Source organism: Nocardiopsis lambiniae (assembly GCF_031845465.1).
GTDB classification, from domain to species: Bacteria; Actinomycetota; Actinomycetes; order Streptosporangiales; family Streptosporangiaceae; genus Nocardiopsis; species Nocardiopsis lambiniae.
This window is the reverse complement of the sequence record NZ_JAVREP010000017.1, coordinates 14,623-39,874: the sequence shown is the minus strand read 5'-3', so window position 1 is coordinate 39,874 and position 25,252 is coordinate 14,623. Positions and strand designations below refer to the sequence as shown.

The 25,252-nt window shown below is 70.8% G+C and carries 29 protein-coding genes and 1 tRNA gene; 20 read left to right on the top strand and 10 right to left on the bottom strand.

All coding sequences use genetic code 11. The annotated features are described in order from the left end of the window. Positions 1–7: 7 nt before the first annotated feature. The 3 genes from RM479_RS21330 to RM479_RS21320 all read left to right on the top strand — a co-directional run bounded on the left by RM479_RS21330 (position 8) and on the right by RM479_RS21320 (position 2,433). Complete coding sequence (locus RM479_RS21330; RefSeq protein WP_311513541.1) at positions 8–913, top strand: EamA family transporter; 906 nt, start codon at positions 8–10, stop codon at positions 911–913. Positions 914–926: 13 nt separating this feature from the next. After that, a complete protein-coding gene (locus RM479_RS21325) occupies positions 927–1,994 on the top strand; it encodes an alkene reductase (RefSeq protein ID WP_311513540.1) in 1,068 nt (355 codons plus the stop codon). Positions 1,995–2,235: 241 nt separating this feature from the next. Then, on the top strand, positions 2,236–2,433 hold the full coding sequence (locus RM479_RS21320; protein WP_311513539.1) for a tyrosine-type recombinase/integrase: 198 nt from the start codon (positions 2,236–2,238) through the stop codon (positions 2,431–2,433). A 14-nt stretch (positions 2,434–2,447) separates the two neighbouring features. Here RM479_RS21320 and RM479_RS21315 read toward each other — a convergent pair whose 3' ends face one another. Further along, entirely contained in the window at positions 2,448–2,693 is a 246-nt protein-coding gene (locus RM479_RS21315) for a hypothetical protein (RefSeq protein WP_311513538.1), read from the bottom strand. Further along, positions 2,690–3,139: an ATP-binding protein gene (locus RM479_RS21310; protein WP_311513537.1), complete on the bottom strand. Its 450-nt coding sequence runs from the start codon at positions 3,137–3,139 to the stop codon at positions 2,690–2,692. Before RM479_RS21310 ends, RM479_RS21315 begins: the two co-directional genes overlap by 4 nt. Before the next feature lie 113 nt (positions 3,140–3,252). Between RM479_RS21310 and RM479_RS21305 the strand changes: the two genes are divergently transcribed. The 3 genes from RM479_RS21305 (at position 3,253) to RM479_RS21295 (ending at position 5,590) form a co-directional block, all read left to right on the top strand. Next, a complete protein-coding gene (locus RM479_RS21305; RefSeq protein ID WP_311513536.1) occupies positions 3,253–4,395 on the top strand; it encodes a helix-turn-helix transcriptional regulator in 1,143 nt (380 codons plus the stop codon). A gap of 9 nt (positions 4,396–4,404) precedes the next feature. Beyond that, positions 4,405–4,980 carry an HD domain-containing protein gene (locus RM479_RS21300; RefSeq protein WP_311513535.1) on the top strand — a complete coding sequence of 192 codons (576 nt, stop codon included), beginning with the start codon at positions 4,405–4,407 and terminating at the stop codon, positions 4,978–4,980. A gap of 400 nt (positions 4,981–5,380) precedes the next feature. Continuing rightward, positions 5,381–5,590 (top strand): MerR family transcriptional regulator, encoded by a 210-nt coding sequence (locus RM479_RS21295; protein ID WP_274812275.1) that lies wholly within the window; start codon positions 5,381–5,383, stop codon positions 5,588–5,590. Between the two features lie 133 nt (positions 5,591–5,723). On the opposite strand, the gene RM479_RS21290 is transcribed toward RM479_RS21295, so the two are convergent. Together RM479_RS21290 and RM479_RS21285 are read right to left on the bottom strand one after the other, a co-directional pair. Then, positions 5,724–5,797 (bottom strand) — tRNA-Pro (locus RM479_RS21290). A gap of 64 nt (positions 5,798–5,861) precedes the next feature. Beyond that, positions 5,862–6,791: a metallophosphoesterase gene (locus RM479_RS21285; RefSeq protein ID WP_311513534.1), complete on the bottom strand. Its 930-nt coding sequence runs from the start codon at positions 6,789–6,791 to the stop codon at positions 5,862–5,864. A gap of 178 nt (positions 6,792–6,969) precedes the next feature. Between RM479_RS21285 and RM479_RS21280 the strand changes: the two genes are divergently transcribed. Further along, a complete protein-coding gene (locus tag RM479_RS21280; RefSeq protein WP_274812294.1) occupies positions 6,970–7,425 on the top strand; it encodes a GatB/YqeY domain-containing protein in 456 nt (151 codons plus the stop codon). 58 nt (positions 7,426–7,483) lie between these two features. Here the strand turns inward: RM479_RS21280 and RM479_RS21275 are convergent, their stop codons facing one another. Continuing rightward, the gene (locus tag RM479_RS21275; RefSeq protein WP_311513533.1) at positions 7,484–9,868 is read right to left on the bottom strand and encodes a penicillin-binding protein; all 2,385 of its coding nucleotides are present in this window, start codon (positions 9,866–9,868) and stop codon (positions 7,484–7,486) included. A 428-nt stretch (positions 9,869–10,296) separates the two neighbouring features. On the opposite strand from RM479_RS21275, the gene RM479_RS21270 reads away from it, so the two are divergent. Then, on the top strand, positions 10,297–10,626 hold the full coding sequence (locus RM479_RS21270) for a WhiB family transcriptional regulator (protein ID WP_274812295.1): 330 nt from the start codon (positions 10,297–10,299) through the stop codon (positions 10,624–10,626). A 53-nt stretch (positions 10,627–10,679) separates the two neighbouring features. On the opposite strand, the gene RM479_RS21265 is transcribed toward RM479_RS21270, so the two are convergent. Together RM479_RS21265 and RM479_RS21260 are read right to left on the bottom strand one after the other, a co-directional pair. Beyond that, positions 10,680–11,807, bottom strand: coding sequence for an ArsA family ATPase (locus RM479_RS21265; RefSeq protein ID WP_311513532.1), 1,128 nt, complete (start codon positions 11,805–11,807; stop codon positions 10,680–10,682). Next, entirely contained in the window at positions 11,804–12,835 is a 1,032-nt protein-coding gene (locus RM479_RS21260) for an ArsA-related P-loop ATPase (protein WP_311513531.1), read from the bottom strand. The genes RM479_RS21265 and RM479_RS21260 overlap by 4 nt, the downstream gene beginning before the upstream one ends. Before the next feature lie 117 nt (positions 12,836–12,952). Between RM479_RS21260 and RM479_RS21255 the strand changes: the two genes are divergently transcribed. Genes RM479_RS21255 through RM479_RS21240 form a run of 4 tightly spaced genes read left to right on the top strand, consistent with a single transcriptional unit; the run spans position 12,953 to position 15,223 of the window. Beyond that, on the top strand, positions 12,953–13,126 hold the full coding sequence (locus RM479_RS21255; protein WP_013156298.1) for a DUF4177 domain-containing protein: 174 nt from the start codon (positions 12,953–12,955) through the stop codon (positions 13,124–13,126). Then, on the top strand, positions 13,127–13,588 hold the full coding sequence (locus RM479_RS21250; protein ID WP_311513530.1) for a RidA family protein: 462 nt from the start codon (positions 13,127–13,129) through the stop codon (positions 13,586–13,588). Between the two features lie 17 nt (positions 13,589–13,605). After that, complete coding sequence (locus tag RM479_RS21245) at positions 13,606–14,406, top strand: NUDIX hydrolase (protein WP_311513529.1); 801 nt, start codon at positions 13,606–13,608, stop codon at positions 14,404–14,406. Positions 14,407–14,416: 10 nt separating this feature from the next. Further along, positions 14,417–15,223 carry an MBL fold metallo-hydrolase gene (locus RM479_RS21240; protein ID WP_311513528.1) on the top strand — a complete coding sequence of 269 codons (807 nt, stop codon included), beginning with the start codon at positions 14,417–14,419 and terminating at the stop codon, positions 15,221–15,223. A 135-nt stretch (positions 15,224–15,358) separates the two neighbouring features. On the opposite strand, the gene RM479_RS21235 is transcribed toward RM479_RS21240, so the two are convergent. Beyond that, positions 15,359–16,045 (bottom strand): Crp/Fnr family transcriptional regulator, encoded by a 687-nt coding sequence (locus RM479_RS21235; protein WP_274812301.1) that lies wholly within the window; start codon positions 16,043–16,045, stop codon positions 15,359–15,361. A 277-nt stretch (positions 16,046–16,322) separates the two neighbouring features. On the opposite strand from RM479_RS21235, the gene nth reads away from it, so the two are divergent. The 3 genes from nth to RM479_RS21220 all read left to right on the top strand — a co-directional run bounded on the left by nth (position 16,323) and on the right by RM479_RS21220 (position 19,494). Continuing rightward, positions 16,323–17,066, top strand: coding sequence for an endonuclease III (gene nth, locus RM479_RS21230; RefSeq protein ID WP_311513527.1), 744 nt, complete (start codon positions 16,323–16,325; stop codon positions 17,064–17,066). A gap of 541 nt (positions 17,067–17,607) precedes the next feature. Next, the gene (locus RM479_RS21225) at positions 17,608–18,261 is read left to right on the top strand and encodes an NUDIX hydrolase (protein WP_311513526.1); all 654 of its coding nucleotides are present in this window, start codon (positions 17,608–17,610) and stop codon (positions 18,259–18,261) included. Between the two features lie 54 nt (positions 18,262–18,315). Next, positions 18,316–19,494, top strand: a complete 1,179-nt coding sequence (locus RM479_RS21220; protein WP_311513525.1) for a MarP family serine protease — start codon at positions 18,316–18,318, stop codon at positions 19,492–19,494. Positions 19,495–19,604: 110 nt separating this feature from the next. Here RM479_RS21220 and RM479_RS21215 read toward each other — a convergent pair whose 3' ends face one another. Both RM479_RS21215 and RM479_RS21210 read right to left on the bottom strand, forming a co-directional pair. Further along, entirely contained in the window at positions 19,605–20,147 is a 543-nt protein-coding gene (locus tag RM479_RS21215) for an ATP-binding protein (RefSeq protein ID WP_311513524.1), read from the bottom strand. Between the two features lie 13 nt (positions 20,148–20,160). After that, positions 20,161–20,508 (bottom strand): STAS domain-containing protein, encoded by a 348-nt coding sequence (locus RM479_RS21210; protein WP_274812306.1) that lies wholly within the window; start codon positions 20,506–20,508, stop codon positions 20,161–20,163. A 184-nt stretch (positions 20,509–20,692) separates the two neighbouring features. Here RM479_RS21210 and RM479_RS21205 point away from each other — a divergent pair, with 184 nt between their 5' ends. From RM479_RS21205 to RM479_RS21185, 5 genes are all read left to right on the top strand, one after another. Then, entirely contained in the window at positions 20,693–22,957 is a 2,265-nt protein-coding gene (locus RM479_RS21205) for a DEAD/DEAH box helicase (protein WP_311513523.1), read from the top strand. A gap of 417 nt (positions 22,958–23,374) precedes the next feature. Beyond that, on the top strand, positions 23,375–23,611 hold the full coding sequence (locus tag RM479_RS21200; protein ID WP_397222777.1) for a DUF4244 domain-containing protein: 237 nt from the start codon (positions 23,375–23,377) through the stop codon (positions 23,609–23,611). Beyond that, positions 23,589–23,951: a TadE family type IV pilus minor pilin gene (locus tag RM479_RS21195; protein ID WP_311513522.1), complete on the top strand. Its 363-nt coding sequence runs from the start codon at positions 23,589–23,591 to the stop codon at positions 23,949–23,951. Before RM479_RS21200 ends, RM479_RS21195 begins: the two co-directional genes overlap by 23 nt. Next, complete coding sequence (locus RM479_RS21190; protein WP_311513521.1) at positions 23,948–24,307, top strand: Rv3654c family TadE-like protein; 360 nt, start codon at positions 23,948–23,950, stop codon at positions 24,305–24,307. The genes RM479_RS21195 and RM479_RS21190 overlap by 4 nt, the downstream gene beginning before the upstream one ends. Further along, the gene (locus RM479_RS21185) at positions 24,304–24,759 is read left to right on the top strand and encodes a superantigen-like protein SSL4 (protein WP_311513520.1); all 456 of its coding nucleotides are present in this window, start codon (positions 24,304–24,306) and stop codon (positions 24,757–24,759) included. The genes RM479_RS21190 and RM479_RS21185 overlap by 4 nt, the downstream gene beginning before the upstream one ends. Positions 24,760–25,252: the final 493 nt, after the last annotated feature.

Here is a 25,252-nt window from a genome sequence, read left to right as displayed (position 1 = left end):
TCGAGTCATGAGTGCCATCGCCCGGGGAGGCTTATCCGACCTCCTCCTCACCACCCTCCCCCCGGTCGTGTGGGGCAGCACCTACCTCGTCACCACCGAACTCCTCCCCCCGGACCGCCCCCTGCTGGCCGCCACGGTCCGCGCCCTTCCGGCCGGCCTCGCCCTGATCGCCCTGGGCCGCGTCCTGCCCCGCGGTTCCTGGTGGTGGCGCTCCGCGGTCCTGGGCGTCCTCAACATCGGCGCCTTCTTCCTCCTCCTCTTCGTGGCCGCCTACCACCTGCCCGGCGGGGTGGCCGCGCTCGTCATGGCGATCCAGCCGATCCTCGTCCTGGGCCTGTCCGCCCTCCTGCTCGGCGACCGGGTCCGCCCGGTCCAGATCGTCGCCGCGACCACCGCCATCGCCGGGGTCGCCCTCCTCGTCCTGCGCCCCGACGCCGCCCTCGACACCGTCGGCGTCATCGCCGGTCTCCTCGGCGCGGTCAGCATGGCCACCGGTATCGTGCTCACCAAACGCTGGGGACGCCCACCGGGCACGACCCTGTTGACCTTCACCGGATGGCAACTGACCGCCGGAGGGCTGGCCCTGCTCCCCTTCCTGCTCCTCGTCGAGGGACTCCCCGACCGGATCACCGTCGGCAACCTCACCGGGTTCGCCTACCTGAGCGTCATCGGTGCGCTCATCGCCTACGCGCTCTGGTTCCGCGGCATCGAACGCCTGCCCGCGCCGACGGTCTCCTTCCTGTCCTTCGGCAGCCCCCTCGCCGCGGTCCTCCTCGGTTACCTGGTCCTCGGCCAGGCGCTGGCCCCCCTCCAACTGGTCGGTGCCCTCGCCGTCATCACCGCCGTCGTCCTGGCCGGTCGGCCGCCCCGAGCGCCGGCCGCCCGCACCCCCGTCCCCACCCCCGTCCGCTGAAAAGGAGACCGCCGTGTCCCGGCTCTTCACCCCCACCACCCTCGGCAAGATCCCCCTCGCCAACCGCCTGGTGATGGCGCCCATGACCCGCAACCGCGCCACCCCGGACGGTCGCGCCACCGCGCTCACCGCCGAGTACTACGCCCAGCGCGCCGGAGCCGGGCTGATCATCACCGAGGGCGTCCACCCCGACGCCGTCGGCCAGGGCTTCATCGACACCCCGGGCCTGCACACCGACGCCCAGGTCGCCTCCTGGCGTCCGGTCACCGAGGCCGTGCACCGCGCCGGCGGACGCATCGTCGCCCAGCTCATGCACGCCGGGCGCATCGGCCACCCGGACCTCAACCACGAGGGCCACCACCCGGTCGCGCCCTCCCCGGTACGGGCCGCCGGTCGGGCCTACGCCCCGGGCCGCGCCCTGGAGTACCCGGTTCCCCGCGAACTCACCGCCGACGACATCGCCCGCACCGTCGAGGGTTTCGCCAGGGCCGCCCGCAACGCGGTCGACGCCGGGTTCGACGGGGTGGAGGTCCACGCGGGCAACGGATTCCTCCTCCACCAGTTCCTCGCCGACAACGCCAACCGGCGCACCGACTCCTACGGGGGTTCCCCCACCGGGCGCTCCCGCGCCGTCGTCGAGACCGTCGACGCTGTCGCCGAGGCCGTCGGGGCCGATCGCGTGGGCCTGCGGATCTCCCCGGCCAACCCCTACAACGACATCGCCGAGAGCGACGCCGCCGACCTCTACCCCGTGCTCCTGTCCGCCCTGCCCCCGCTGGCGTTCCTCCACGTCGGCGAGACCGGGGACCGGGGCCTGACCGCCCTCGTCCGCTCCGCGTGGTCCGGCTCGCTCATCCTCAACCCGCACCCCGTTCCGGACGCGGGCCCGGTCACCCCCGAGCGCGCCGAGGAGACCATCGAGGGCGGCCTGGCCGAGGCGGTGTCGCTGGCCACCCTGTTCCTCGCCAACCCGGACCTGCCCGATCGCATCCGCGCCGGCGGCCCCTACAACACCCCGGACCGCCCCACCTTCTACGGCGGCGACCACCGCGGTTACACCGACTACCCCGCCCTCGCCTGATCCCTCCCGGTGGACGGGTCCCGGCCCCGGCCCCGGCGTACACTGCGGGGCCGGGGCGGAGGCCCGTCCGACACCTTGAGGACGCCCACGCCTTGTACCGGGCGCGGCGACGTTCGGAGCGCAAGGACGATCCCAGGTCTCCTCGGACCCCGACACCGATGGGCACATCTCGTCAGACTGGTTCCGTCGCCAGACCTGGAAGCCCGCCCTCAAGGCGGCCGACATCGGCATCGGTCTGTGTATGCACGACCTTCGCCACGCGCACGCCTCGTGGCTGCTCGCTGGCGTCGCGGACCTCCAGATCGTGAAGGAACGCCTCGGCCACGCCGACATCGCCACCACGGCGCGCTACCTGCACACCCTCCCCGACGCTGACGAGACCGCCCTCGACGCCCTCTCCCGCATCCGCAACCGTCCGAGTCGTGAAGCGCGGGAGTGACGAGCAGCCCGTGATCATCGCGCCCGGTGCTCGGAACGGCGGGGGAGACGGGGAGGACCCTGAGCACGCAGGACAGCGCCCAACTCGTCCACGTCGCCAGCGCACACCAACACTGCGTGTCCGGTGTGGAGTGCGTTCGACTTGAGCACGGCGATGTACTCGGGGGACCCAGAGGGGTCGTGCACCTTCATCAGTTCGTAGTGGGTGAACTCGCGCCGTGCCCGGTACAGGGCGGCGCTGGGGTTGAGTTCGTAGGTCATCGTCGTGAGTCCTCCGTCCACGTGAGCTGGAAGAAGACACCGCATTCAGGCCAGGGCAGCTCTCCCCACTCGTCGGCCAACGTGTCCACCAGTGCCAACCCTCTCCCGGACTCCGCGAGAGGGGTCGCATGGCGTACTACTGGAGCCCGGGCGGGATCACGTGGTTCCCCGGTACGGACGGTGACCCGCACAAGCCCCGGTTCGGCGATGACCACCACGACGAAGCTCTCTCCGTCGTCTCCACTGCGCGTGTGCCGGATCGCGTTCGTCGCCAGCCCGGAGGCGAGGAGTTCCGCCCGGTCCACCACGTCCTCGGGAACGTCAGCCTCCGTTTCCCTCAAGGTCGTGACGGTGAAGCGTCGGGCCTCGACCACGTTCTCCCCGGTGCCCGGGAGCCGTACGGAGCAAGTGGGTACCAAGGCGGTCTGTCGGGGGTTCTGGGTCATCAACCTCACCCTGTGTCCCAGTCGGCTGTTCTATCGTGGTGGTGACGTTACGGAGCGGTCATGCCTGGTCGAAGTGACTGCCAGTACGAGTCCGAACCCCCTTCGAGGCCCCCATGCCGAAGAACAGCCGACCAACACTGACCACGGGTCAGGGTTTCTCCGCCGCGCCCGACTCCGAACGCGAGGGGCGGGTGTCCGGCCACGTCCTCAAGGCCCTCCGGAGGGCGGTCGGGCACACGCAGGAGTCCCTTGCCGAACGGATCGGCGTGGACGTGAGCACCCTTCAGGGATGGGAGTCCGGACGGCGCCCGCTGATGGCGGTCAGCACTGGCCAGTACTTCCGGCTGCGGCACCTCCTGCACCGGCTCGGGGCCGCTCCCCGCCTGCTCACGCAACTCGACACGGCACTGGAAGCCGACCGCTTCCTGGGATACGTGCTCGGAGCAGGGCGCACGGTCGACCTTGAGAGCCATCCGCTCGCCACGTGGGTGATCACGAGGCCGTTCACCGACCTGGTGGCCTGGCCGTTCATCGGGGTCGCTCCGGCAGTTCTCGCGGAGACGGGTTCATCCGTCAGGCGTGGGCCGACGGGCAGCGGTCCCGAACTGGCGGCGGATGAGCGCCAGCACATAAGCGCGCACTTGAGGGCTGCGGCCGAACAGGCGTCACGCGACACGGTGAAGGGGTCTCTCCTCCGTCGGCAGGCGCACTACGTGACGGGGTTCGACACCTCTGCGGAGACCGCCGAATGGCTAGCTGTGATGCAGGGAGCGGAGAAGCGCCGTCTTCGCGCCGCCGCGGAGTGGTCGCCCTCATGGGCGGTCGTGCGCTCCGGTGCCCACTCACTGGCCCGGAAGGGGGATACGGAGGCGCTTCCCGAGTTCATCGACGCGCACGTGTCCACCGATGCGTGTGAGACCGCCAACCTGAACTACTGGGCGTACTGGCTGGGCGAGGTGGCCGATCCACAGTTGGCCGACACGTTCATGGTCGAGTTGGACGTGGACGCCTGGCGGGGCGATCGCATGCTCAATCACCTCACGGGCAAGCTCGACCCCGCGAATCCCTATGTCGACATCGTCGTCCACAGCCTGTGGGCACTCATCATCCGCAAGCCGGGCCTCCTGGATGACAGGAACGCGGCGAGCACGACTCCGATCGTGCTCCGCCTTCTGGACGAGGGGACGGTTTCACAGCGATCCCGACGCGAACTGGAGGCCGTCCTCTACGCTCTTCGGATGGCACAGCGGAGGTAGAGGAGCCCCATGGCAGACGAGCAGGACACCAGCACCGTCGACTTCCTGTACGAGATCGGCCTGCTGAAGCGCTACAAGCGCACGGGCTGGCAGATCGCCGGGGTGACGGACCCCGAGTCCATCGCGGACCACTCGCACCGCACGGCCGTCGTCGCTGCGGTGATCGCCTCGCTCGAAGGTGCGAACCCCGAGCGAGCGGCGTTCCTTGCGCTGTTCCACGACACCCAGGAAACCCGGGTGATGGACATCCCTTACGTTGGCAAGCGCTACCTCAAGGCCGCACCCAACACCGAGGTGACCGCAGACCAGACGGCCGGTCTTCCGGAACCGCTGGCGGAGGTGATCGGCTCTGTGGTCGGGGAGTACGAGGCCAAGGAGTCGTTGGAGGCCCGCTGCGCACGCGACGCGGACAAGTTCGAATGTCTGTTGCAGGCCGTGGAGTACCGAGAGCAGGGCAACACGCACACGCAGGCGTGGATCGACACGTCCCTGGCCGCTCTCAAGACCGCCTCGGCGAAGCGCCTCGCGGAGGAAGCTCTGGCGCGTGGTCCCCTGGAGTGGATGCACGAGGCCCGAGACCGGTAGCTGGCGTCCGACCCCATCAGCCACACGAAGCTCAGTTGTGCACACGGCTGGGTCTTTTTCCTGTGCCAGTGAGCCGAGAAGTCCGTCTCGATCGCAACAAGTGGGCAGGAGCGCTCGCACGGGACGGACGGGAGGTGATGACAAAGGAAGGCACGGGGCGACACTACGGATGGCGGTCTCAGCGATTGCCCACCTACGTCAACCGGGTGGCCGTTGAACCGGTCGTTGCCCCCGTCCCTATGAGGGGCTACCCCTGCGTATGTGGCCTCCCAGATCAGTATGGGTGCAGGGGTGGACCATGGGTCCCCGACACGTGTCGCTCGCGACCGCTGTCAAATGTGGGGCGGCGTCGTGGCAGTGAGCTTTCCGAAGTCGACAGATCGACTTCTCTGGAGGCCTTGTGGCTCTGACCCTGGATGAACTCAGACAACTTCCACCCACCATCGACCTGATGACCGCCGCCAGCATCCTCGGCATCGGTCGTACGAAGGCGTACGAGCCGGCGCGCTGCGATGACTTCCCATGCCGGGTAGTCAGGATCGGTGGCCTCTACCGTGTCCCCACGGCGGATCTGCTGCGCGTGATCGGGGCGGCGGACGTCGATCATTGAGGATCGCGCGGTGTCGGGGGTGGCCGGTCGCGGCCATCTCGTGACGTTCAATCTCACGGTCGAACCACGGTCAAACAAGAAGAGGCCCGATCGCGGATGTCCGCGATCAAGCCTCTCGCCTGCTACTTCACAGTCGGGGTGGCGGGATTTGAACCCACGACCTCTTCGTCCCGAACGAAGCGCGCTGCCAAGCTGCGCTACACCCCGAAGCAACGAGCCCAAGTCTAGCGGACATGGGGAGTGCTCGGGTAATCGATATCGGTGACGTCGCTCAACCGCCCCCGGGGCCGGCCACGAGGTCCAGCAGTGATGCCTCCGGGCGGCAGCAGAACCGCACCGGCGCGTACGGCGAGGTGCCCAGGCCGCCGGACACGTGCAACCACGCCCCCGCGTACTCGTTCAGCCCCCACGCCCGCGGTCGGTCGATCCCGCAGTTGGTGACCAGAGTCCCGTAGAACGGCAGGCACAGCTGGCCGCCGTGGGTGTGACCCGCGAGCATCAGCTGGTATCCGTCGGCCGCGAACCGGTCCAGGTTGGCCGGCTCCGGCGAGTGCAGCACGCCCAGCCGCAGGTCCGCGGTCGGGTCGGCCGCTCCCGCGATTTCGTCGTAGCGGTCCAGCTTGATGTGCGAGTCGTGCACACCCGCCAGCGCCACACCGAGTCCGCCGGCCTTCAGCGACCCCTTCCGGTTGTTCAGGTCCAGCCACCCCGACCCGGACATCGCCGCGCCCAGTTCGCGCCAGGGCAGGTCCGGCACCCGGCGCTTGCGGTAGTCGTCCTTGCTGGTCCGCCACAGGTAGCGGGCCGGGTTCTTGAACTGGGGGGAGAACAGGTCGTTGGATCCGTACACGAACGCGCCCGGCCGGTCCAGGAGCGGCCCCAGGGCGTCGATGAACGGCTCCACCGCCTCCGGGTGCGCCAGCGAGTCGCCGGTGTTGATCACCAGGTCCGGTTCGTACCTCTCCAGGCCCCGGATCCAGTCGATGAGCATCCGGCGCCCCGGCGTCAGGTGCGCGTCCGACAGGTGCAGGACGCGCAGTCGCGGGCTGCCCGGGGGCAGCAGGGGAAGCTCGTACCGGCGCAACCGGAACCAGTTGCGCTCGATGACCGAGGCGTAGGTCAGCCCCGCCACCCCGACGGCCCCCGTGATCGCCGCCGTACGGCCCACGTTGCGCAGGAGTCGTCCCTTGTCGATGCCCATGCCGCCTTCTTCCTCATCGGGCCCGGCTCAGGGATGCGGTGCCATTGGTCGGCGTGCCCCGTGCGGGACGGAGCGGTCGCGAATCGGCGTCCCCGCACCCCCGCTGATCGTCTCAGATCCGCGTCGCCCGTGCACAAAACGTTGGTGGGTCCGCCCGCCGCCACCGTAGGATCGGCCCATGTCCGAACTCAAAGACCGTCTCAAGAGCGACCTGACCACCGCCATCAAGGCGCGTGACAAGGTGCGCACCGGCACCCTTCGCATGGTCCTGGCCGCGATCTCCACCGAGGAGGCCGCCGGTTCCACCCAGCGCGTCCTCGGTGACGACGAGGTCGTCACGCTGCTGACCCGCGAGGCCAAGAAGCGCCGGGAGGCCGCCGAGGCGTTCGAGAAGGGCGGTCGGCCGGAGCAGGCGCAGGCCGAGCGGGCCGAGAGCGCGGTCATCTCCGACTACCTGCCGGCGCAGCTCACCGACGAGGAGCTGGCCACCATGATCTCCGACGCGATCCGGGAGACGGGCGCGGAGGGACCCAGGGGCATGGGCCAGGTCATGAAGGTCGTCAACCCGAAGATCGCCGGCCGGGCCGAGGGCTCCCGGGTGGCCGCCGAGGTCAAGCGGCAGCTGGCGGGCTGACACCCCGCGCACACGAGGGGGCCGCGGCGTGCGCCGCGGCCCCCTCGTCGTGCTCCGGTCAGTCCCGTGGTCCGGTCGTCGGCGTGTGCGCCGGTCGCACCCGGAACCATCCGTCGTCGTCATCGGTGGTTCCCGCGGTCCCACCGCCCTGGCTCAGGAACACGTTGACCGTGGCCCCGCGCGGCAGGCGCGTCCCGGGGTCGGGGTTGACCGCGGCCACCGCGCCCTCGGGCTCGGACGAGTTGAGGCGGGTGGCGGACACGTTCACCTCGTAGCCGGCCGCCTCCAGGAGCCTCACGGCCTCGGACTCGGTCTGGCCGACCACGTCGGGCACACCGCCGTCGTCGGACGCCGGGCTGGGGTCGTCGTCCGGTTCGGGTGAGGGAGGCCTGGGCACCGACGTCGAACCGAACCGGCCCGGCGCGGACGGCAGCTGCTTCACCTCCAGTCCCTCGTGCGCGCCCTGGAAGGTCTCCTTCCAGATCTGCCCGGAGATCGTCGCCCCGTACACCACCGGGAAGTAGCGATCGCCGATGGTGACGTTGGTCAGCGGGTACTGCTGCGGACCGCGCGGGTCGGCGACGAACACCGCCGCCGCCATCTGAGGTGTGAACCCGGCGAACCAGGCCGCCGCGGAACCGTCGGTGGTACCGGTCTTGCCCGCCGCCGGGCGACCGATGCCCAAGGCGCTCGCGGTACCGCCGTTGAAGGTCTGCGACAGCAGGTAGGAGACGCCGTGGGCGACGTCCTCGTCCAGCGCCCGCTCGCACTCGGGCTCGATCTCGATCGTGGTGTCGGACTGCTTGTCCTCGATCGTGGTGATGGCCTGCGGCTCGCAGTACATGCCGCCCGAGGCGAACGTGGCGTAGGCGTTGGCGACCCGCAGCGGGGACACCTCCTCGCTGCCCAGGGTGAAGCTGCTGTTGGCCAGCGAGTTCTCGTTCTCGGTGAACAGGGTGCCGTCGGCGCGCTTGAGGCCCAGCTTCTCGGCCATCTCCATCACGTCGCAGATGCCGACCTTGGCCTGCAACTGCGCGAAGTAGGTGTTGGACGACGCCTTGGTGCCCGAGACCATGTTGTGCGTGGTGCCCGAGGCGGTGTCACCGGCGTTGCTCGGTTCCCAGGTGGACAGGGATCCGCCGTTGCAGCTGCGCTGCCCCGACACGGACACCTTGGTGGGCGAGTTGAACGCCGTGCTGAACGGCATCCCCTCCTCCAGCGCCGCGGCCAGGGTGATCGCCTTGAAGGTCGACCCTGCCTGGAACCCGCTGCTGCCGCCCCGATCGGCGTCGGTGGCGAAGTTGATGGAGGTCTCGCCGAGCTTGCTCTCGTCGGGGCCGTAGTTGCGCCCCTGCGCCATGCCGAGGATGCGGCCGGTCCCCGGTTGGATGACGACCTCGGCCGCGACCTTGCGGGACTCGTTCTTGCGCGGCACCCACTTGTCCACCGCCTCCTGCGCGGACTTCTGGGTCTGCGGCACCAGGGTGGTGTGGATCTCCAGGCCGGCGGTGCGCAGCCAGCGCGCCCGCTCGGTCTCGTTGGGGCCGAAGCGATCGTCCTTCTCGATCTCCTGGACCACGTAGTCGCAGAAGAACGGCTGCTTGCTGGGCACGCACCCGTTGGGCGGGGTGTCCAGGTCCACTTCCAGCGGCTCGGCCTTGGCCTCCTCGGCCTCGGCCTCGGTGATGGCCCCGGAGGCGACCATGCGGTCGAGCACCACGTTGCGGCGTTCGACGGTCTGCTCGGGGAAGAACCGCGGGTTGTACAGGTACGGGTAGCGGACCAGGCCGGCGATGGTCGCGGCCTGGTGCAGTTCCAGCTCGCTGGCGGGGACCTTGAAGTAGTGCTGTGCGGCCGACTCGACGCCGTAGGCGCCATCGCTGAAGTAGGCGATGTTGAGGTAGCCCTCAAGGATCTCGTCCTTGGTCATCCGCTTCTCCAGGGCGATCGCGTAGCGCAGCTCCCGGATCTTGCGGGCGATCGTCTCCTCGCGAGCGGTCTCCAGCTCCTCCTGGGAGGTGGCCGCCTCGATCTGGACGTTCTTGACGTACTGCTGGGTGATGGACGAGGCGCCCTCGGTGTTGCCGCCGAGGGTGCGCAGGGCCGCGCGCAGCGTGCCCGACACGTCCAGGCCGCCGTGCTCGTAGAAGCGGGCGTCCTCGATGGAGAGGATGGCGTCGACCATCACCGGGGAGACGTCGTCGAGGGAGATGAGCTCGCGGTTCTGATCGAAGATCTCCGCGATGACACCGCCCTCGCTGTCATAGATGGTGGAGCGCTGCGGGGGAGGCGGCGTCTCCAGATTGCCGGGCATGTCGAGGAAGCCGGCGGCGACGTTGCGGGCGGTGATGCCGACACCACCGACGGCGGGCAGTGCCAACGCGGCGACCAGGAGTCCGGCGATGGCACTGACGACGACCAGTTGGCTGATTCTCTGAAGCAATGTCCCCTGACCCACCCCATCAGATTAGGTGACCACATGAGCGCCGAGAGGGGCGCTGTGGAACGGATGGTGCTCGGGCGTACCGAAACGCCCACGGCACCGCGCGGGCTCTGCCCCCAAAACATCTTTTCACGTGTTATCGCAGCCTCTACACCCTTCGGTTCGGTCACGAAGGGGCACCGGGTCATCACAGGTGGAGGGTCGACACCGTCCGCGCAATGGCCCGAGCGGACCATATTCGGTGGGATGGAAAGTGGGTCGAGTGGGTTCTGTCGCGACGGCCCCGGAGTCCGTAACTTTTTGCACAACGGGGCGGATCTCCGTCCGTCCCACTCGTCAGCCGGAGCCTACCCTTTCCCGGCAACCGCTCGGAGCACACGGATCGCCGGGCTCCCGCGGCCGCGGCTCACCACGGGGGAACAGCGCACATGTGGATTGACCAGTGGACGACCCGGGCACGCTGCCGCAGGATCGACCCCGACGCACTGTTCGTTCAGGGGTCGGCGCAGAACCGCGCCAAACTCATCTGCCATGACTGCCCCGTGCGCACCGAGTGCCTGGTGGACGCGTTGGACAACCGGGTGGAGTTCGGTGTCTGGGGCGGCATGACCGAACGCGAACGCCGCGCCCTGTTGCGCAAGCACCCCCAGGTCACCGATTGGGCGCCGGTCCTGGACGAGGTCCGGCGCGAGGGTGACGAGGACCTCGTCCGTGATCTGGTCCGCTACGCCGAGACCCACGCGGCCTCCGCGGACTGAGGTCGCCGCGTCGGACGGTGCGGTACGGCCGGCGCGACCGCGCCGGCCGGGGTTCACCCGCCGGCCAGGGCCCTCCCGATGCCCCGCAGGCCGTCCAGGTCGTGCACGTCCTCGGGCAGCGCGGGCACCTCCACCACCGGGACCTCCCGATGGTCGGCCGTCGACCGGTCCCGCAGTTCCCGCTCGCGCAGGTGGGTGCGGACCAGGTCGGCGTGCAACCGCAGTGCCGCCACGGTCTCCGGGTGCTCCCCGGCGGCGGCCAACGCGTCCGCCGACGCCGACGCCGTGTCCGCGTCCAAACCGGCGCCCGCCCCCTGTGGCAGCGGATGGGTGCGGTTGATCACCAACCCCGCCAGCGGCATCGCGTCGGTGGCCAGCCGTCGCATGAAGTAGGAGGCCTCCCGCAGGGCGTCGGCCTCGGGCGCCGCCACCACCACGAACGCCGTCCCCGGCGCCTGGAGCAAACGGTAGGTGCGCTCCGCGCGCTCCTGGAACCCTCCGAACACCGTGTCGAACGCCGTCACGAACGCTCGCAGGTCGTTCAACAGCTGCGTCCCCAGGACCTTGCCCAGGATCGACGTCACCAGCCCGACACCGGCGCCCAACAACCGGAAGGCCCCACTGGGCGCGGGGGCGCTCAGGAACCTGACCAGTCGTCCGTCCAGGAACCGCCCCAACCGTTTCGGTGCGTCCAGGAAGTCCAACGCGGACCGGCTGGGCGGGGTGTCCACCACGATCAGGTCCCACTCCCCGGACTGGCGCAGCTGTCCGAGCTTCTCCATCGCCATGTACTCCTGCGTGCCGGAGAAGCTCGTGGAGAGGGTCTGGTAGAAGGGGTTGGCCAGGATCTGCCGGGCCCGCTCCGGGTCGGCGTGCTCCTCGACGACCTGGTCGAAGGTCCGCTTCATGTCCAGCATCATCGCGTGCATGCTCCCGGTGGCCCCCTCCGGCAGCGGCACCGGACGCGGGGTGTCGTCCAACGACGCCAACCCCATCGACTGCGCCAGTCGCCGGGCGGGGTCCACGGTGATGACCACCGTGCGCCGGCCGCGTTCGGCGGCCCGCAGGCCCAGGGCCGCCGCCGTGGTGGTCTTGCCGACCCCGCCCGCGCCGCAGCACACCACGATCCGCGTCGAGGGATCGTCGAGCAGCGCGTCCACGTCCAGGCGTTCGGCGCTCACGGGCGCACCCCCTGTTCGATCATGCGGTTGGTCAGTGCCTCCAGTGCGGCCCGTCCCATTCCGCCCTCCATCAGGGGCAGGTCCAGCATCGGCGCGCCCGTGTCCGCGAGTTCCCCGCGCACCCGCCGTTCCAGGCGCACCCGCAGGGCGTGCGCGGTCACCTCACGCGCCAGCGAGACGGAGAGCGCGTCGGCGTCGTCGAGGCGGGCCGCCTTCAAACCGGTGGCCAACGCCTCCAGGTCGATCTCGCCCGCGGCGGCCGTGGCCAGCCCGGCCTCCGAGAGCAGGGACGGGCGCACCATGTTCACGACGACCATGCCGACGCGCAACCCCAGGTCGGAGATCTCGGCGATACCGTCGCGGGTCTCCTGGGCGGGCATCTCCTCCAGCAACGACACGAAGTGCACCCGGGTCCGCTCCGAACGGATCACCTCCATCACCCGGTCGGCGTGATTGCGGATCGGACCGACCCGGGCCAGCCCGGCCACCTCGGAGTTGACGTTGAGGAACCGGCCGATCCGACCGGTGGGCGGCGCGTCCATGACGACCGCGTCGTAACGGAAGGGGCCCTCCGGGCGACGCCGACCGCCCTCCCGTCGGCGCACCGCCTCGGTGGCCTTGCCGGTCAGGAGCACGTCCCGCAGCCCGGGGGCGATGGTGGTGGCGAAGTCGACGGCGCCCAGCCTCGTCAGCGCCTGCCCGGCCCGGCGTATCCCGTAGAACATCTCCAGGTACTCCATGAGCGCCGCCTCGGCGTCCGCAGCCAGTGCGAAGACGCTGCCGCCGCCGGGCACGGAGTCGATCTCGCGCTCCTCATAGGGCAACGGCGGAAGACCGAACAGCGTCGAGACGCCCTGCCGTCCCTCCACCTCGACCAACAGCACCCGGCCACCGTCGGAGGCCAGGGCCCGGGCCAGTGCCGCCGCCACCGTCGTCTTCCCGGTCCCGCCCTTGCCGGTGACGATGTGCAGTCGGGCCCCGGCGCACGTCCGACCGGGCTCCCGTGGTCCGTGTTCGTGCTCGCTCACCCCACGGAGTCTATGCGGGTGTCCTCGCCTCGCACGGTGGGCGGCCGGGGTGAGTAATGTGGCGGCGTCGACGTGCCCGGACCAGCCGGGCGCACCGCACAGGGGGTAAGTGACCACATGAGCAAGTGGGAGTACCAGACGGTGGCATTGCTGTCGCACGCCACCAAGCAGATCCTCGACAACTGGGGTGCCGACGGCTGGGAACTCGTCTCCGTCGTTCCCGCGCCCCTGCCCGAGGGCACCGACCCGCGCAACCAGCAGTACGTCGCCTACATGAAGCGGGAACTCTAGATGGCCACCCCGGAAGAGCGGATCACCGAACTCGGACTGACCCTGCCGCCGGTGGCGGCCCCCGTGGCCTCCTACGTTCCGGCCGTGCGCAGCGGATCCCACGTGTACGTCTCGGGCCAGCTGCCGTTCGTGGACGGGAAGCTGCCCGCCACCGGCAAGGTCGGCGCGGAGGTCACCCCGGAGGCCGCGCGGGAGCTGGCGGCGCTGTGCGCGCTCAACGCGATCGCCGCGGTGCGCTCCGAGGTCGGTGAACTGTCCAACGTCGTCCGCGTCGTCAAGGTGGGGGGCTTCGTGGCGAGCGCACCCGATTTCACCGGGCACCCCGGCGTCATCAACGGGGCCAGCGACCTCCTCGCCCAGGTGTTCGGCGAGGCCGGCGTGCACGCCCGCGCGGCGGTCGGTGTGGCGGCCCTGCCGTTGGACTCGCCGGTCGAGGTCGACATGATCGTCGAAGTCGTCTGAGGAGCGAGGAGGGAACGATGTCGAGCGGTTCGGAGCAGGGCGGGGCCCCGGTGCCCCGTCCGGCCGCCACGGTGGTGCTGCTGCGCCGGGCGGGCGAGGGCATGGAGGTCCTGCTCATGCGCAGGGTCCGCTCCATGGGCTTCGCCCCCGGCGCCTACGTCTTCCCCGGTGGCGGGGTGGACGAGCGCGACGCGGCCGGTGACCTGCCCTGGACGGGGCCGTCCCCCGAGGAGTGGGCGGCCGTGCTCGGCGTCGACGTGCCCCGGGCACGGGCCCTGGTCTGCGCGGCGGTCCGCGAGACCTTCGAGGAGACCGGCGTGCTCCTGGCCGGTGGGCCGGGGAGCGACGGCCTCGTCCTCGACACGACGTCGGAGGAGTGGGAACGGGACCGGTTGGGGTTGATCGACCGTTCCCGTTCCTTCACCGAGGTGCTGTCCCGTCGCGGTCTGGTACTGCGCTCGGAGTGGCTGCGCGCCTGGTCGCGGTGGATCACCCCGGTCGGTGAGAAGCGCCGGTTCGACACCTGGTTCTTCGCCGCCGAACTGCCGCGGGGCCAGCTTTCCCGGGACGTCGGCGGCGAGGCCGACCTGACCCGGTGGATCGACCCGGCGCTCGTGGAGGAGGAGTGGGCGCGGGGGCGGATGCCGATGCTGCCGCCGACCCTGGTCACCTGCGGTCAGGTGGCCGAGTGCGGCACCCTGGCCGGGGTGAGGAGCGCGAAACGGGATATCGTCGCCATTGAGCCCGAAGTGCGCGTGGTCGACGGTCGGCTCCGTGTCTTCGCCCCCGACGGGATCGACTATCCCCTTCCCAGTTGAGTGAGGTGCGATGAGGATCGACGGTTCAGGCACACTGCGCGCCGGCTGCGTCCTGTGCCCCAACCCGGGGCCGATGACCCTGGAGGGGACCAACACCTGGATCCTGCGCGAGCCCGGTGCCCGCGGGGTCGTGGTGGTCGATCCGGGCCCGCACGACGAGCGGCACCTCGAACGGGTGGCGCGCACCGTGCAGGAACAGGGCGCCCAGGTGCTCATGGCGATCCTCACCCACCGGCACCCCGATCACACCGAGGGCGCGCGCTACTTCTCCGAACTCACCGGGGCCCCGGTGCACGCCGTCGACCCGGACCTGCGGGTGGGCGGCCGGGGCCTGACCGACGGTGAGGTGTTGGACGTCGACGGTCTGCGGCTGCGGGTGCTGGCCACCCCCGGGCACACCGACGACTCGATCTGCCTGCTGGTGGAGGCGGACGGCGCGATCCTCACCGGCGACACGGTCCTGGGGCATGGGAGCACCGTCATCGACGGCGACGACGGTCTGGGGCCCTACATGGAGTCGCTGTACCGGCTGCGCGACCTGGTCCGCGAGGAGCAGGTGCGCACCCTGCTGCCGGGGCACGGGCCGATCATCACCACGCCCGCCGCGGCGCTGGACTCCTACATCGACCACCGCGAGTCCCGGCTCGGCCAGGTGTTGGAGGCGGTGGCCGCGGGTGCCGTGCGGGTGGAGGAGATCGTCGACCGGGTGTACCCGGACATCACCGAGCAGATCCGGTTCGCGGCGATGTCGTCGGTCCGCGCTCAACTGCGCTACCTGGCCGTGAACGGACGCCTGCCCGACGGCGTCGAGGTCTGAGCCGCACCCTCTCGAACCTCCGCCGCGGAAACGGCGACGGGCTCCGGTCCGCGCGATTCCCGACGAGGGGATTCGACGCGGGCCGGAGCCCGCCGGCCCGGGGCTCCCGCCGTGCGGGGCCGGGGCGTCGCCGACCTAACGGGCGCGGCGGCGCATGCGCTCGACGTCCAGCAGGACGACGGCCTTGGCCTCGATCCGCAGCCAGCCCCGCAGCGCGAACTCGGCGAGGGCCTTGTTGACCGTCTCACGGGAGGCGCCGACCAGCTGGGCGAGTTCCTCCTGGGTGAGGTCGTGGTGGACGTGCAGGCCGTCGTCGCCCTCCTTGCCGAACTTCTCGGCGAGTTCGAGCAGGGCCTTGGCCACACGGCCGGGCACGTCGGTGAAGACCAGGTCGGCCATCACGTCGTTGGTCCGGCGCAGACGCTCGGCGAGGGCCTTGAGCAGCTGGAGCGAGACCTGGGAGCGGATGGACAGGAACGGGCGCAGGTCGTCGTGGCCCAGTCCGGCCAGGACGGAGTCGGTCACCGCGACGGCGCTCGCCGTGCGCGGGCGCGGGTCGAACAGCGACAGTTCGCCGAACATCTCGCCGGGGCCGAGCACCCCGAGCAGGTTCTCGCGGCCGTCCACGGCCGTGCGGGTCAGCTTCACCTTCCCGCTGAGGATGACGTACAGGCGGTCGCCCTCGTCGCCCTCGTTGAACAGGGTCTGTCCACGACCCAGGCGCACCTCGTTGACCGAGGAGCGCAGCGCAGCCGTGTCCTCCTCGTCCAAGGCCTCGAACAAGGGGGCCTTGCGCAGAACCTCGTTGATGTCGTCCACCACACGTCCTCCTACTAAAACCTGACCGCCAACAGTGTGACGTATATCGCACCCGGGTGTGAAACCAGGTCGTTACCTCGGCTTGTCCGCCGGGAGACCCGCGCCCACGACTGGCAGACGTCAGCCTCTGCGATCTTAGTCGTGATCGGCTTCCAGCAGGGATCTCCGCGCCGTGCCACCGGGACATTGGTTACATAATCCCGTCGGTCGTCCTCCGTCCCGCGAGCGGGTGGGGTCCCACGGATCCGCGCGGATCCCCACGGCCCCCTACCCTGTGACGATGCCCCGTGACACGACGAACGCGAACATTCCAGAGCGCACCCCCACGGGCGAGAGCCGTCTCGCGCTGGTCCGTCGCGCCCGCAGGACGTACCGGGAACTCACCGGGCTCTACCCGGACGCCCACTGCGAACTGAACTTCACGACCCCGTTGGAGTTGTTGGTCGCGACGATCCTGTCCGCCCAGTGCACGGACAAGCGGGTCAACCAGGTGACCCCCACCCTGTTCGCGCACTACCCCGACGCCGAGGCCTACGCGTCCGCCGACCGTGACGAACTTGAGGGGATCATCCGACCTCTCGGCTTCTTCAGGGCCAAGGCGAACAGCCTCGTGGGCCTGGGGTCCGCGTTGTGCGAGCAGCACGGCGGCGAGGTCCCTGGGAACCTCGCCGACCTGGTCAAACTACCGGGTGTGGGACGGAAAACCGCAAACGTACTCCTCGGTAACGCCTTCGATGTGCCCGGAATCACCGTCGATACCCACTTCGGGCGTCTCGTCCGTCGATTCGGGTGGACCGACGAAGAGGACCCGGTCAAGGTCGAGCACGCCATCGGCGGCCTGTTCCCGCCCAAGGACTGGACCATGCTCTCCCACCGCGTCGTCTGGCACGGGCGCCGCGTCTGCCACGCCCGCAGGCCCGCCTGTGGGGCGTGCGGACTGGCCCGCTGGTGCCCCTCCTTCGGTGAGGGCCCCACCGACCCGGAGACCGCCGCCAAGCTCTTGCGCATGCGCTCCTTCGCCTGACGCGCCGCGTCGTCGCCCCGTCGGCATCCGGACGGGTCGACCGGGTGAACGGAGAGGGCGCCCACGGGGCACCCGGTCCCCCATGGCGTCCGCTCGGTCGGCTCGGCCCCGGCCTCGCCGTGCCCCGCACGCGCCCGACTCCGACGGGAGCCGGGCGCCGTACAACGAGAGGACCGGGCACCGCACCTCACGAGCCCGGGCCCGGCCGCCCCCGACGGGCGGCCCGCCCGCGCACCGTCGAGAACGGGCGGTCGCGCTTTGTACTCTGATGGTGTGAGCGTTGACACCGGAGAGCCGACCCGACCCCTCCACGAGCGCCATCCGGGCCCGGCCACGCGCCCTCGGCGTACCGAGGGCGTTCGCGTGGGGCGACGCGGGTCCGCATCCGCCTCGCCCGATGTCGCGGTCGGGGATCCGCACGCCCGCCGAGGTCCCATCACATGACGACCGACGGGAACGGCGCGGGGGATCCGCGTCGCGGGCGGGTGTCCGCCCGCCCGTGTCCACCGGTCCGCTCCCTCATCGAAGGCAGGTGCCGCCCATGAACCCCGTGCCGCCCTGGCTCGCCACGCTCGCCGACTCCGCGTCCGGCATGACCGTGCCGCCGCAGATGCGCCCGCCGCGCGACGGCGGCCGAGAGTCCGCCGTCCTCATCCTCTTCGGTGAGGGCCCCCACGGCCCCGACCTGCTGCTCATCCAGCGCAACGCCGGTCTGCGCCGGCACCCGGGACAGCCCGCCTTCCCCGGCGGTCGCATCGAACCCACCGATCCCTCCCCGGAGGCCGCTGCGCTGCGCGAGGCCGCCGAGGAGACCGGCCTGGTGCCCGCCGGGGTGGACGTCCTCGGCCGCCTCCCGGAGCTCTACCTCAGCTTCAGCGACTTCCGGGTGGCCCCCGTGCTCGGCTGGTGGCGCGACCCCAGCGAGGTGCGCCCCACCGACCTGCACGAGGTCGCCGCGGTCTCCCGGGTCCCCGTCTCCGACCTCGCCGACCCCGCGAACCGGGTCATGGTGCGCTACGGGGACGGCTCCCGGTGGGGTCCCGGATTCCGTGTGGACGGCATGCTCGTGTGGGGGTTCACCGGTGCGATCGTCGACCGACTGCTCGCCCTGGGCGAGTGGGAACTTCCCTGGCGTCGTGAGGGTCTCACCGATGTGTTCGAGGCGACACCGAACGGACTGCGCCCCGTCGGCTGAGGCCGGCACCGCTCACCTCGCTTCCGTGGGTAGCGCTCACCTTTGGAGGGCAATGTGCTCGACGTGATCCTGATCGTCCTGTTGCTGCTGTTCGCGGTGACCGGGTACCGACAGGGTTTCATCGTCGGTGTCTTCAGCTTCGCGGGGTTCATCGGCGGCGGCGTGCTCGCCGCCCTGACCGCCCCCGGGTACATCCAGCAGTGGGTGGCCGACCCCGGACGGCAGGCCCTCATAGCCATCGCCGTGGTGTTCCTGTCCGCCGCACTCGGCCAGTTCCTGCTCTCCTACCTGGGCACGATGGTGCGCAACAAGGTGACGTGGGACTCGGCCCGGGTCGTGGACGCCATGGGCGGCGCCGTCGTCAGCGGCTTCTCGGTGCTGCTGGTGGCCTGGTTCATCGGCAGCACGGTCGCCAACTCCGCGCTGCCCTTCGTCGCCGAACAGGTGCGGGGCTCCCGCATCCTCCAGTCGGTCGACACGCTCATGCCCGAGTCGGCGCACAGCGGCTTCTCGACCTTCCGCCGTGTGGTCGACCAGAGTGCCTTCCCGCAGGTGTTCAGCGGCCTGGGCACCGGGGAACTGGCCGAGGTCGAGCCGCCGGACCCCGACGTGCTCACCACCCCCGAGCTCATCGAGGCCAGCCGCAGCGTCGTCAAGGTGCTGGGTACCGCGCCCTCGTGCCAGCGCCGGGTGGAGGGCACCGGGTTCGTCTACTCCGACGGTCGCATCATGACCAACGCGCACGTGGTCGCCGGGGTCACCGACGACCTGCGGGTGGTCACCCGGGAAGGACACCAGCTCGACGCCACCCTGGTGCTGTTCGACGCCCAACAGGACCTGGCCGTGCTGCACGTCCCCGACCTGGAGCTGGCACCCCTGGAGTTCACCCACGACGCGCCCCAGGGCGGGGACGCCGTCGTCGCCGGCTTCCCGCGCAACAGCGGGTTCACCGCGGTCCCGGCCCGGGTGCGGGCCCGCCAGACCGCCCAGGGGCCGGACTTCTACCACTCCCAGCAGGTGAGCCGGGAGATCTACCAGGTGCGGGCCGTGGTGCGGCCGGGCAACTCCGGTGGGCCGCTGCTGGCCCCCGACGGCACCGTCTACGGGGTGGTGTTCGCCGCCGCCACCAACGAGCCCGAGACCGGGTACGTGCTCACCGCCGACGAGGTCGCCGCCAACGCCGAGAGCGGACTCACCGCCACCGCGGAGGTCTCCTCGCAGAACTGCGACTGAACGGGGACGGGGTCGGAGGGCGGCCGGCCCGCGAGACCCCGAGACCCCGAGAACGGCGAAGGGCGCCTCCCCCGCGGGGAAGGCGCCCTCATCGCACCGTGTCCGGAACCCTAGTTGGCACTCGGGTCCGGCGTGATCGGCCAGCTCATGCGCACGATGGTGCCGTGCTCGCCGGGATCGATCTTCACCTCGTCGGCCAGGCCGGTGATGACCGCCAGCCCCAGCCCCGGGGAGAACCCCGAGATCCCGCCGGGAGGGGTGTCCTCACCGTCGAGGAAGAGCCCGTCGAGGAGGGGCTCGGTGTGGTCGGTCTGCTCCAAGGCCTCCTGGGCGGGAGCCCTGTCGGAGACGACCACCTCGAAGCGTCGCGTCGCGCTCCCGTTGGCGCGCAGGATACGGCTCGCGGTGTCGGTTCGGGAGTCCGACACCGGCTCGGGCCCGCCGTCGTCGATCAGCTGCAACAGGATCGGCTGCGTCGGACAGTGCAGCTTGTGCGCCGCCACCGCCCGGGAGCACGCCTCACCGACCGCCAACCGGATCTCGTCGATCGTGGAGGCGGGGATCCCGGCACGCCGGGCCACGGTCGCGGCCATGAGCCGGGCCGTGCGCACGTGTGCCGGAAGCGCGCTGATCGTGAGCGTGATGGTCGCCATCGCTCGCTCTGTACTACTTCGCGGCACGCTTGTCGATGGCTTCCTGCACGGTGTTGTGGATACCGAAGACCTTGGTCAGACCGGTGATCCGGAAGATCTTGAGGATGCGCTCCTGGGTGCACACCAGATCGAGGGTGCCGTCGTGCGCGCGAACGCGCTTGAGCCCGCCCACGAGCACACCCAGACCCGTCGAGTCCAGGAACTCCACCTTCTCCATGTTGACCACGAGGTGGAAGTTGCCCTTGTTGACCAGGTCGATCAGCAGCTCGCGGAGCCGGGGTGCGGTGTAGACGTCGATCTCACCCTCAACGACGACGATCTCGGTGTCGCCCTCGGTGTAATGATCAAGTTTCAAATCCACTAGTCCTCCAGCGCCGATGATCTCTGCCGGGCGTTACCCCACCAGCACGCATTCAACCACGGGTGTCGTGTTCGTCCTCCCGTGATGCACGGAAAAACCCTGACACCGCGCGACCGTTCCCCCGGATGGCACACTGAAACCAATGTCCATCAGGAAGAACACGCCCGGTGAGGAGGGGTCTCGGATGAGGCGATCGGAGCCCGTGCTCCCCGGTGTGTGGCGTGACGAAACCCGGTACCCGCAGGTGACCCACGTCGAACACGTGGCCCGACATGACGGGGTGAGCGAGCGGTGGCCTGAGTGGGCCCCACCCCACCTGGTCGAACGTCTGGCCGCTCGGGGGATCACGGAGCCGTGGTCCCACCAGGTGGCCGCCGCCGACCTCGCACGCTCGGGCCGTGATGTGATCATAGCCACGGGTACCGCCTCGGGAAAGTCACTTGCCTTCCTTATGCCCGCGGTGGAGGCGGTTGACTCGGGTGGAACGGTGCTCTATCTCTCGCCGACCAAGGCGCTGTCCCGAGATCAGCTCCGCGCCATCGAGGAACTGGGACTTCCCGGGATGCGGGCGGCCGTCTACGACGGGGACACCCCACCGGAGGAACGCTCCTGGGTGCGCGAGCACGGTGACTATGTGCTCACCAATCCGGACATGCTCCATCACGGCCTGCTGCCCCGCCACGAGGGGTGGCGACGCTTCCTGCGCCGGCTGCGCTACGTCATAGTGGACGAGGCGCACCTGTACCGCGGGGTGTTCGGATCGCACGTCGCGCAGATCCTGCGCCGGCTCCGCCGGGTGTGCGCCCGCCATCGCGCCGAACCGGTGTTCGTGCTGGCCTCCGCGACCTCCGGCAGCCCCGGGGAGAGCGCCACCCGGTTGACCGGGATCCCGGTCACCGCCGTCACCGAGGACGGTTCGCCGCGCCCGGGGATGTCGGTGGCGCTGGTGGAGCCCGAACTCACCGACCTGACCGGCGAGCACGGTGCGCCGGTGCGCCGGACCGCGCCCTCCCAGGCCGCCGAGATGCTCGCCGACCTGGTACGGCAGGGGGTGCGCACGCTCGTGTTCGTGCGTTCGCGCCAAGGGGCCGAACTGGTGTCGCTCACCGCCCGGCGGATGCTGGAACCGGATCTGGCCCGGCGTGTGGCCGCCTATCGCGGCGGCTACACGCCCTCGGAGCGGCGCAGGCTGGAAGAGGCGTTGCGCTCCGGGGAACTGCTCGGGCTGGCCAGTACGAACGCCCTCGAACTGGGGGTGGACATCACCGGATTGGACGCGGTGATCATCGCCGGCTGGCCGGGGACCCGCGCCTCCCTGTGGCAACAGGCGGGCCGCGCGGGGAGGGGCGACGAGGACGCGCTGGCGGTGTTCGTGGCCCGTGACGACCCGTTGGACACCTATCTGGTGCACCACCCGGAGGCCATTTTCGGTCAGTCCGTGGAAACGGCCGTGCTCGACCCGGAAAACCCGCACATCCTGGGTCCGCACCTGTGCGCGGCTGCTCAGGAGTTCCCGATCACGGAGAGCGACTTCGGTGTCTTCGGGTCCACCATCGAGGAACGGCTGGCCGAACTCGTCGAACGGAGGCTTCTCAGGAAGCGTCCCAGAGGCTGGTTCTGGACAAGCAATGAAAGGGCAAGTGACCTGGCCGATATCAGGGGATCAGGCGGTTCGCCGGTCCAGATCGTCGACGTTTCCACCGGCGGTCTGCTCGGCGAGATCGACGAGGCCGCCGCCCACGGGACCGTGCACCCCGGAGCGGTCTACCTCCACCAGGGGGAGACCTACCTGGTCGACGGGTTGGACCTGGACGAGGGGGTGGCGCTGGTCCACCCCGCCGAACCGCCGTACGGAACGTGGGCGCGCGACACCACCGACATCACCGTCCGGTCGGTCATCCGCGAGGAGGAGTGGCCGAGCGGGATCACCCTTCGCTTCGGCGAGGTCGAGGTGACCCGGCAGGTGATCGGCTACCTCAAACGGGACGTGCGCACCGGTTCGGTCCTCGGGGAGCAGTCCCTCGACCTGCCCGCGCGCACCCTCCACACCCGGGCCGTGTGGTGGACGCTGCCGCCCGAGGCCGAACAACGCCTGCGCAAGGAGGAGGTCGGCCTGCTCGGCGCCGCCCACGCCGCCGAGCACGCCGCGATCGGCATGCTGCCGCTGCTGGCCACCTGCGATCGCTGGGACATCGGTGGGGTGTCGACGGCGACCGGCCGGGTGGAGGTGTACGTCTACGACGGGCACGAAGGCGGAGCGGGGTTCGCCGAACGCGGCTACGCCGCGGCCCGGGAGTGGCTCACCGCGACCCGCGCGGCCATCGCCGACTGCGAGTGCGAGGAGGGGTGCCCGTCCTGCATCCAGTCCCCCAAGTGCGGCAACGGCAACGAACCCCTGAGCAAGTCGGGCGCCCTGCGCCTTCTCGACGAGGTGCTCGCCACACCCTGAGACCTTCCGGGACCGCGGGGACCGGGACGCCCGCCCGATCGATGCCTCCTCGTACAGGTACCCGAACAGGGGCGGCACCCCGACCTCCGCTGTGGCCGTATCCGTGCGCGGGCCCATGTCGACCGGCTCCGCCGGTCCCCGGCCGCCGTTGAGGGCGGTGGGATGGGGGAGGTCTCCGGGCTGAGGGGGCGGTTGGGGTCCGCATCGATCAGGCGGAGGCGTTCGCGCGCGTCGGCGGGTACGGGAGGGGGCGTGATCCCGGCACCCCGGCCGCCTCCTCGGACGCCGCGAGAGGCGGTGTCGGGGCGGCGGGAAAGTTATCCACAGGCTGGGGAAAGTCCTTTCGCTCCGACCTCCCGCGACCGAACCTGGAATCGGGACCGACACCTCTGCCGGTCCTCCTACCAGGGAGGTCCCGTGTTCTCTTCGGCATGCCTTGCCGCTCTCGCCCGCTGTCCGTTCCCCCTCCTGCCGGCGGTGTCGCGCCGTGCCGCGCCCCCGGAGGCCGAACGGGGGATCACCACCACCGAGTACGCGCTGTGCATCATCACCGCCGTCGCGTTCGCGGGGGTCCTCTACGCGATCGTCAAGAGCCCGGCCGTCAACGACGCCCTCACCGGCATCGTCGTCAATGCGCTCGGCACGGGCTTCTGACCGGGGCGCCGTCACCGTCGAGGCCGCCCTCACCCTGCCCGCCCTCCTCATCGTCCTGGCGGTCGCGGTCGGTGCCGTCACCGCGGCCGACGCCCGGCTCGCGTGCGCCGACGCCGCCCGCGTGGGCGCACGGGCCCTGGCCCGGGGGGAGAGCGGGGAGCTGGCCCGGGAGGCGGCCCTCGACGCGGCTCCCGTCGGGGCCGAGGTCCACCTCGCCCGGGACGGGGGGACGGCCCGCGTCACCGTCACCGCCGAACTCCGCTTCGGCCGTGTCCACGTCCACCCCGTGGGGGTGCGCGGCACGGCCGCCGTCCTCCTCGAACCCGGGATCCCACCATGACCGCGGACTCCGGTGGGGCCACCGTCCACTGGATCACCCTGAGCACCCTGTTGTGGACCGTCGCGCTCGCCGCCGTCCTGGCGGCGACCGCCCGGCTCGACCGGGACCGTGCCGGCACCGCCGCCGACCTCGCCGCCCTCGCGGCGGCCTCCGTCGCCGTCCATGGAACGGACGCCGCCTGCGAGCGCGCCCGTCTGACCGCCGAGGCCAACGGGGCCTCCCTCGACACCTGTGAGATCGCCGGCCACACCGCCGAGGTGGTGGTCGCGGTCCCCTCCGTCCTGGACCTGACCGTCAACGCGCACTCACGCGCGGGGCCGGTCCACGGAACCGTCCCACACGAGGAAGAACCATGACCCTCACCGTCGTGATGTGCGCCCTGCTCCTGTGCGTCCCACCCCACCCCGAACCCGCGCCGTCCCTCTGTCCGCCGCCGTCGGCGGCCCCCGACCGGCCTCACCCGGATCCGGCGAGGACGGCCTGCCCGTCACCACGGGTGGTGCCGGTCGCCGAACCGGGACCGGAGGCCGTCCAGGGAACGGCGGAACGGGGAACGGCGGAACGGGGATCCGAGTCCGCGCCCGCCCCACCCGAGGAGCCGACCACGGTCCAGATGGTCCACTACGTCTCCACCACCCCCGCTCCGGCCGAGACCGTCGCCCGTTTCGTCGGCAACGTCTCCACCGTGTTCCTGTTCCTGCTCGCCGCGACGGTGCTCGTCCTGCGCCTCACGGTCGGCTGGCCCCGGTTCCCCACGCCCTACCTCGGGCGCCGCCGCGCCGGCTCCGCTCCGGACGACCCCTGGTGACCTCGGTCTCCGAACGTCCCCGCCCCGGACGCTCCCCCCGGGTTCCCGCCACGGGGGGCTCCGCCCCGGGTGCCTCGCCTCGGGCCTCTTGCCTCGGGTTCTCCGTTTCGGGTGCTCTCCCCGGGTGCCTCCGCCCCGGACGGCTCCGCCCCGGACGCTCCCCCGGGCGCCCTGCCAGGGATGCTCCGCCCTGAGTGTTCCGGCCGGGCCTCCCACCCGAGCGTCCCGCCTCGGGGCGGGTCCGCGTCCTTCTTCGGGAGCCTCCTGCTCTGGGGGAGCCTGTGTCGGAGAGGAGTGCCCTGAGCCGCGTCCGCGTTCTTCTCGGGGCGCCCTCGCCGTGGGGGAGCGCCCCGGGTCTGGTCCGTGTTCCCTCTCCCGGAGGTGGGACCGGGCCGTGGACGACTCCGTCCCACGGGCCTCCCGGCCACGGGCGGGATCGCGCCGCCCGCCGGGGCCTTTCGTGCGGGGCGCGGTCGTGCGGCGAGCACCCATG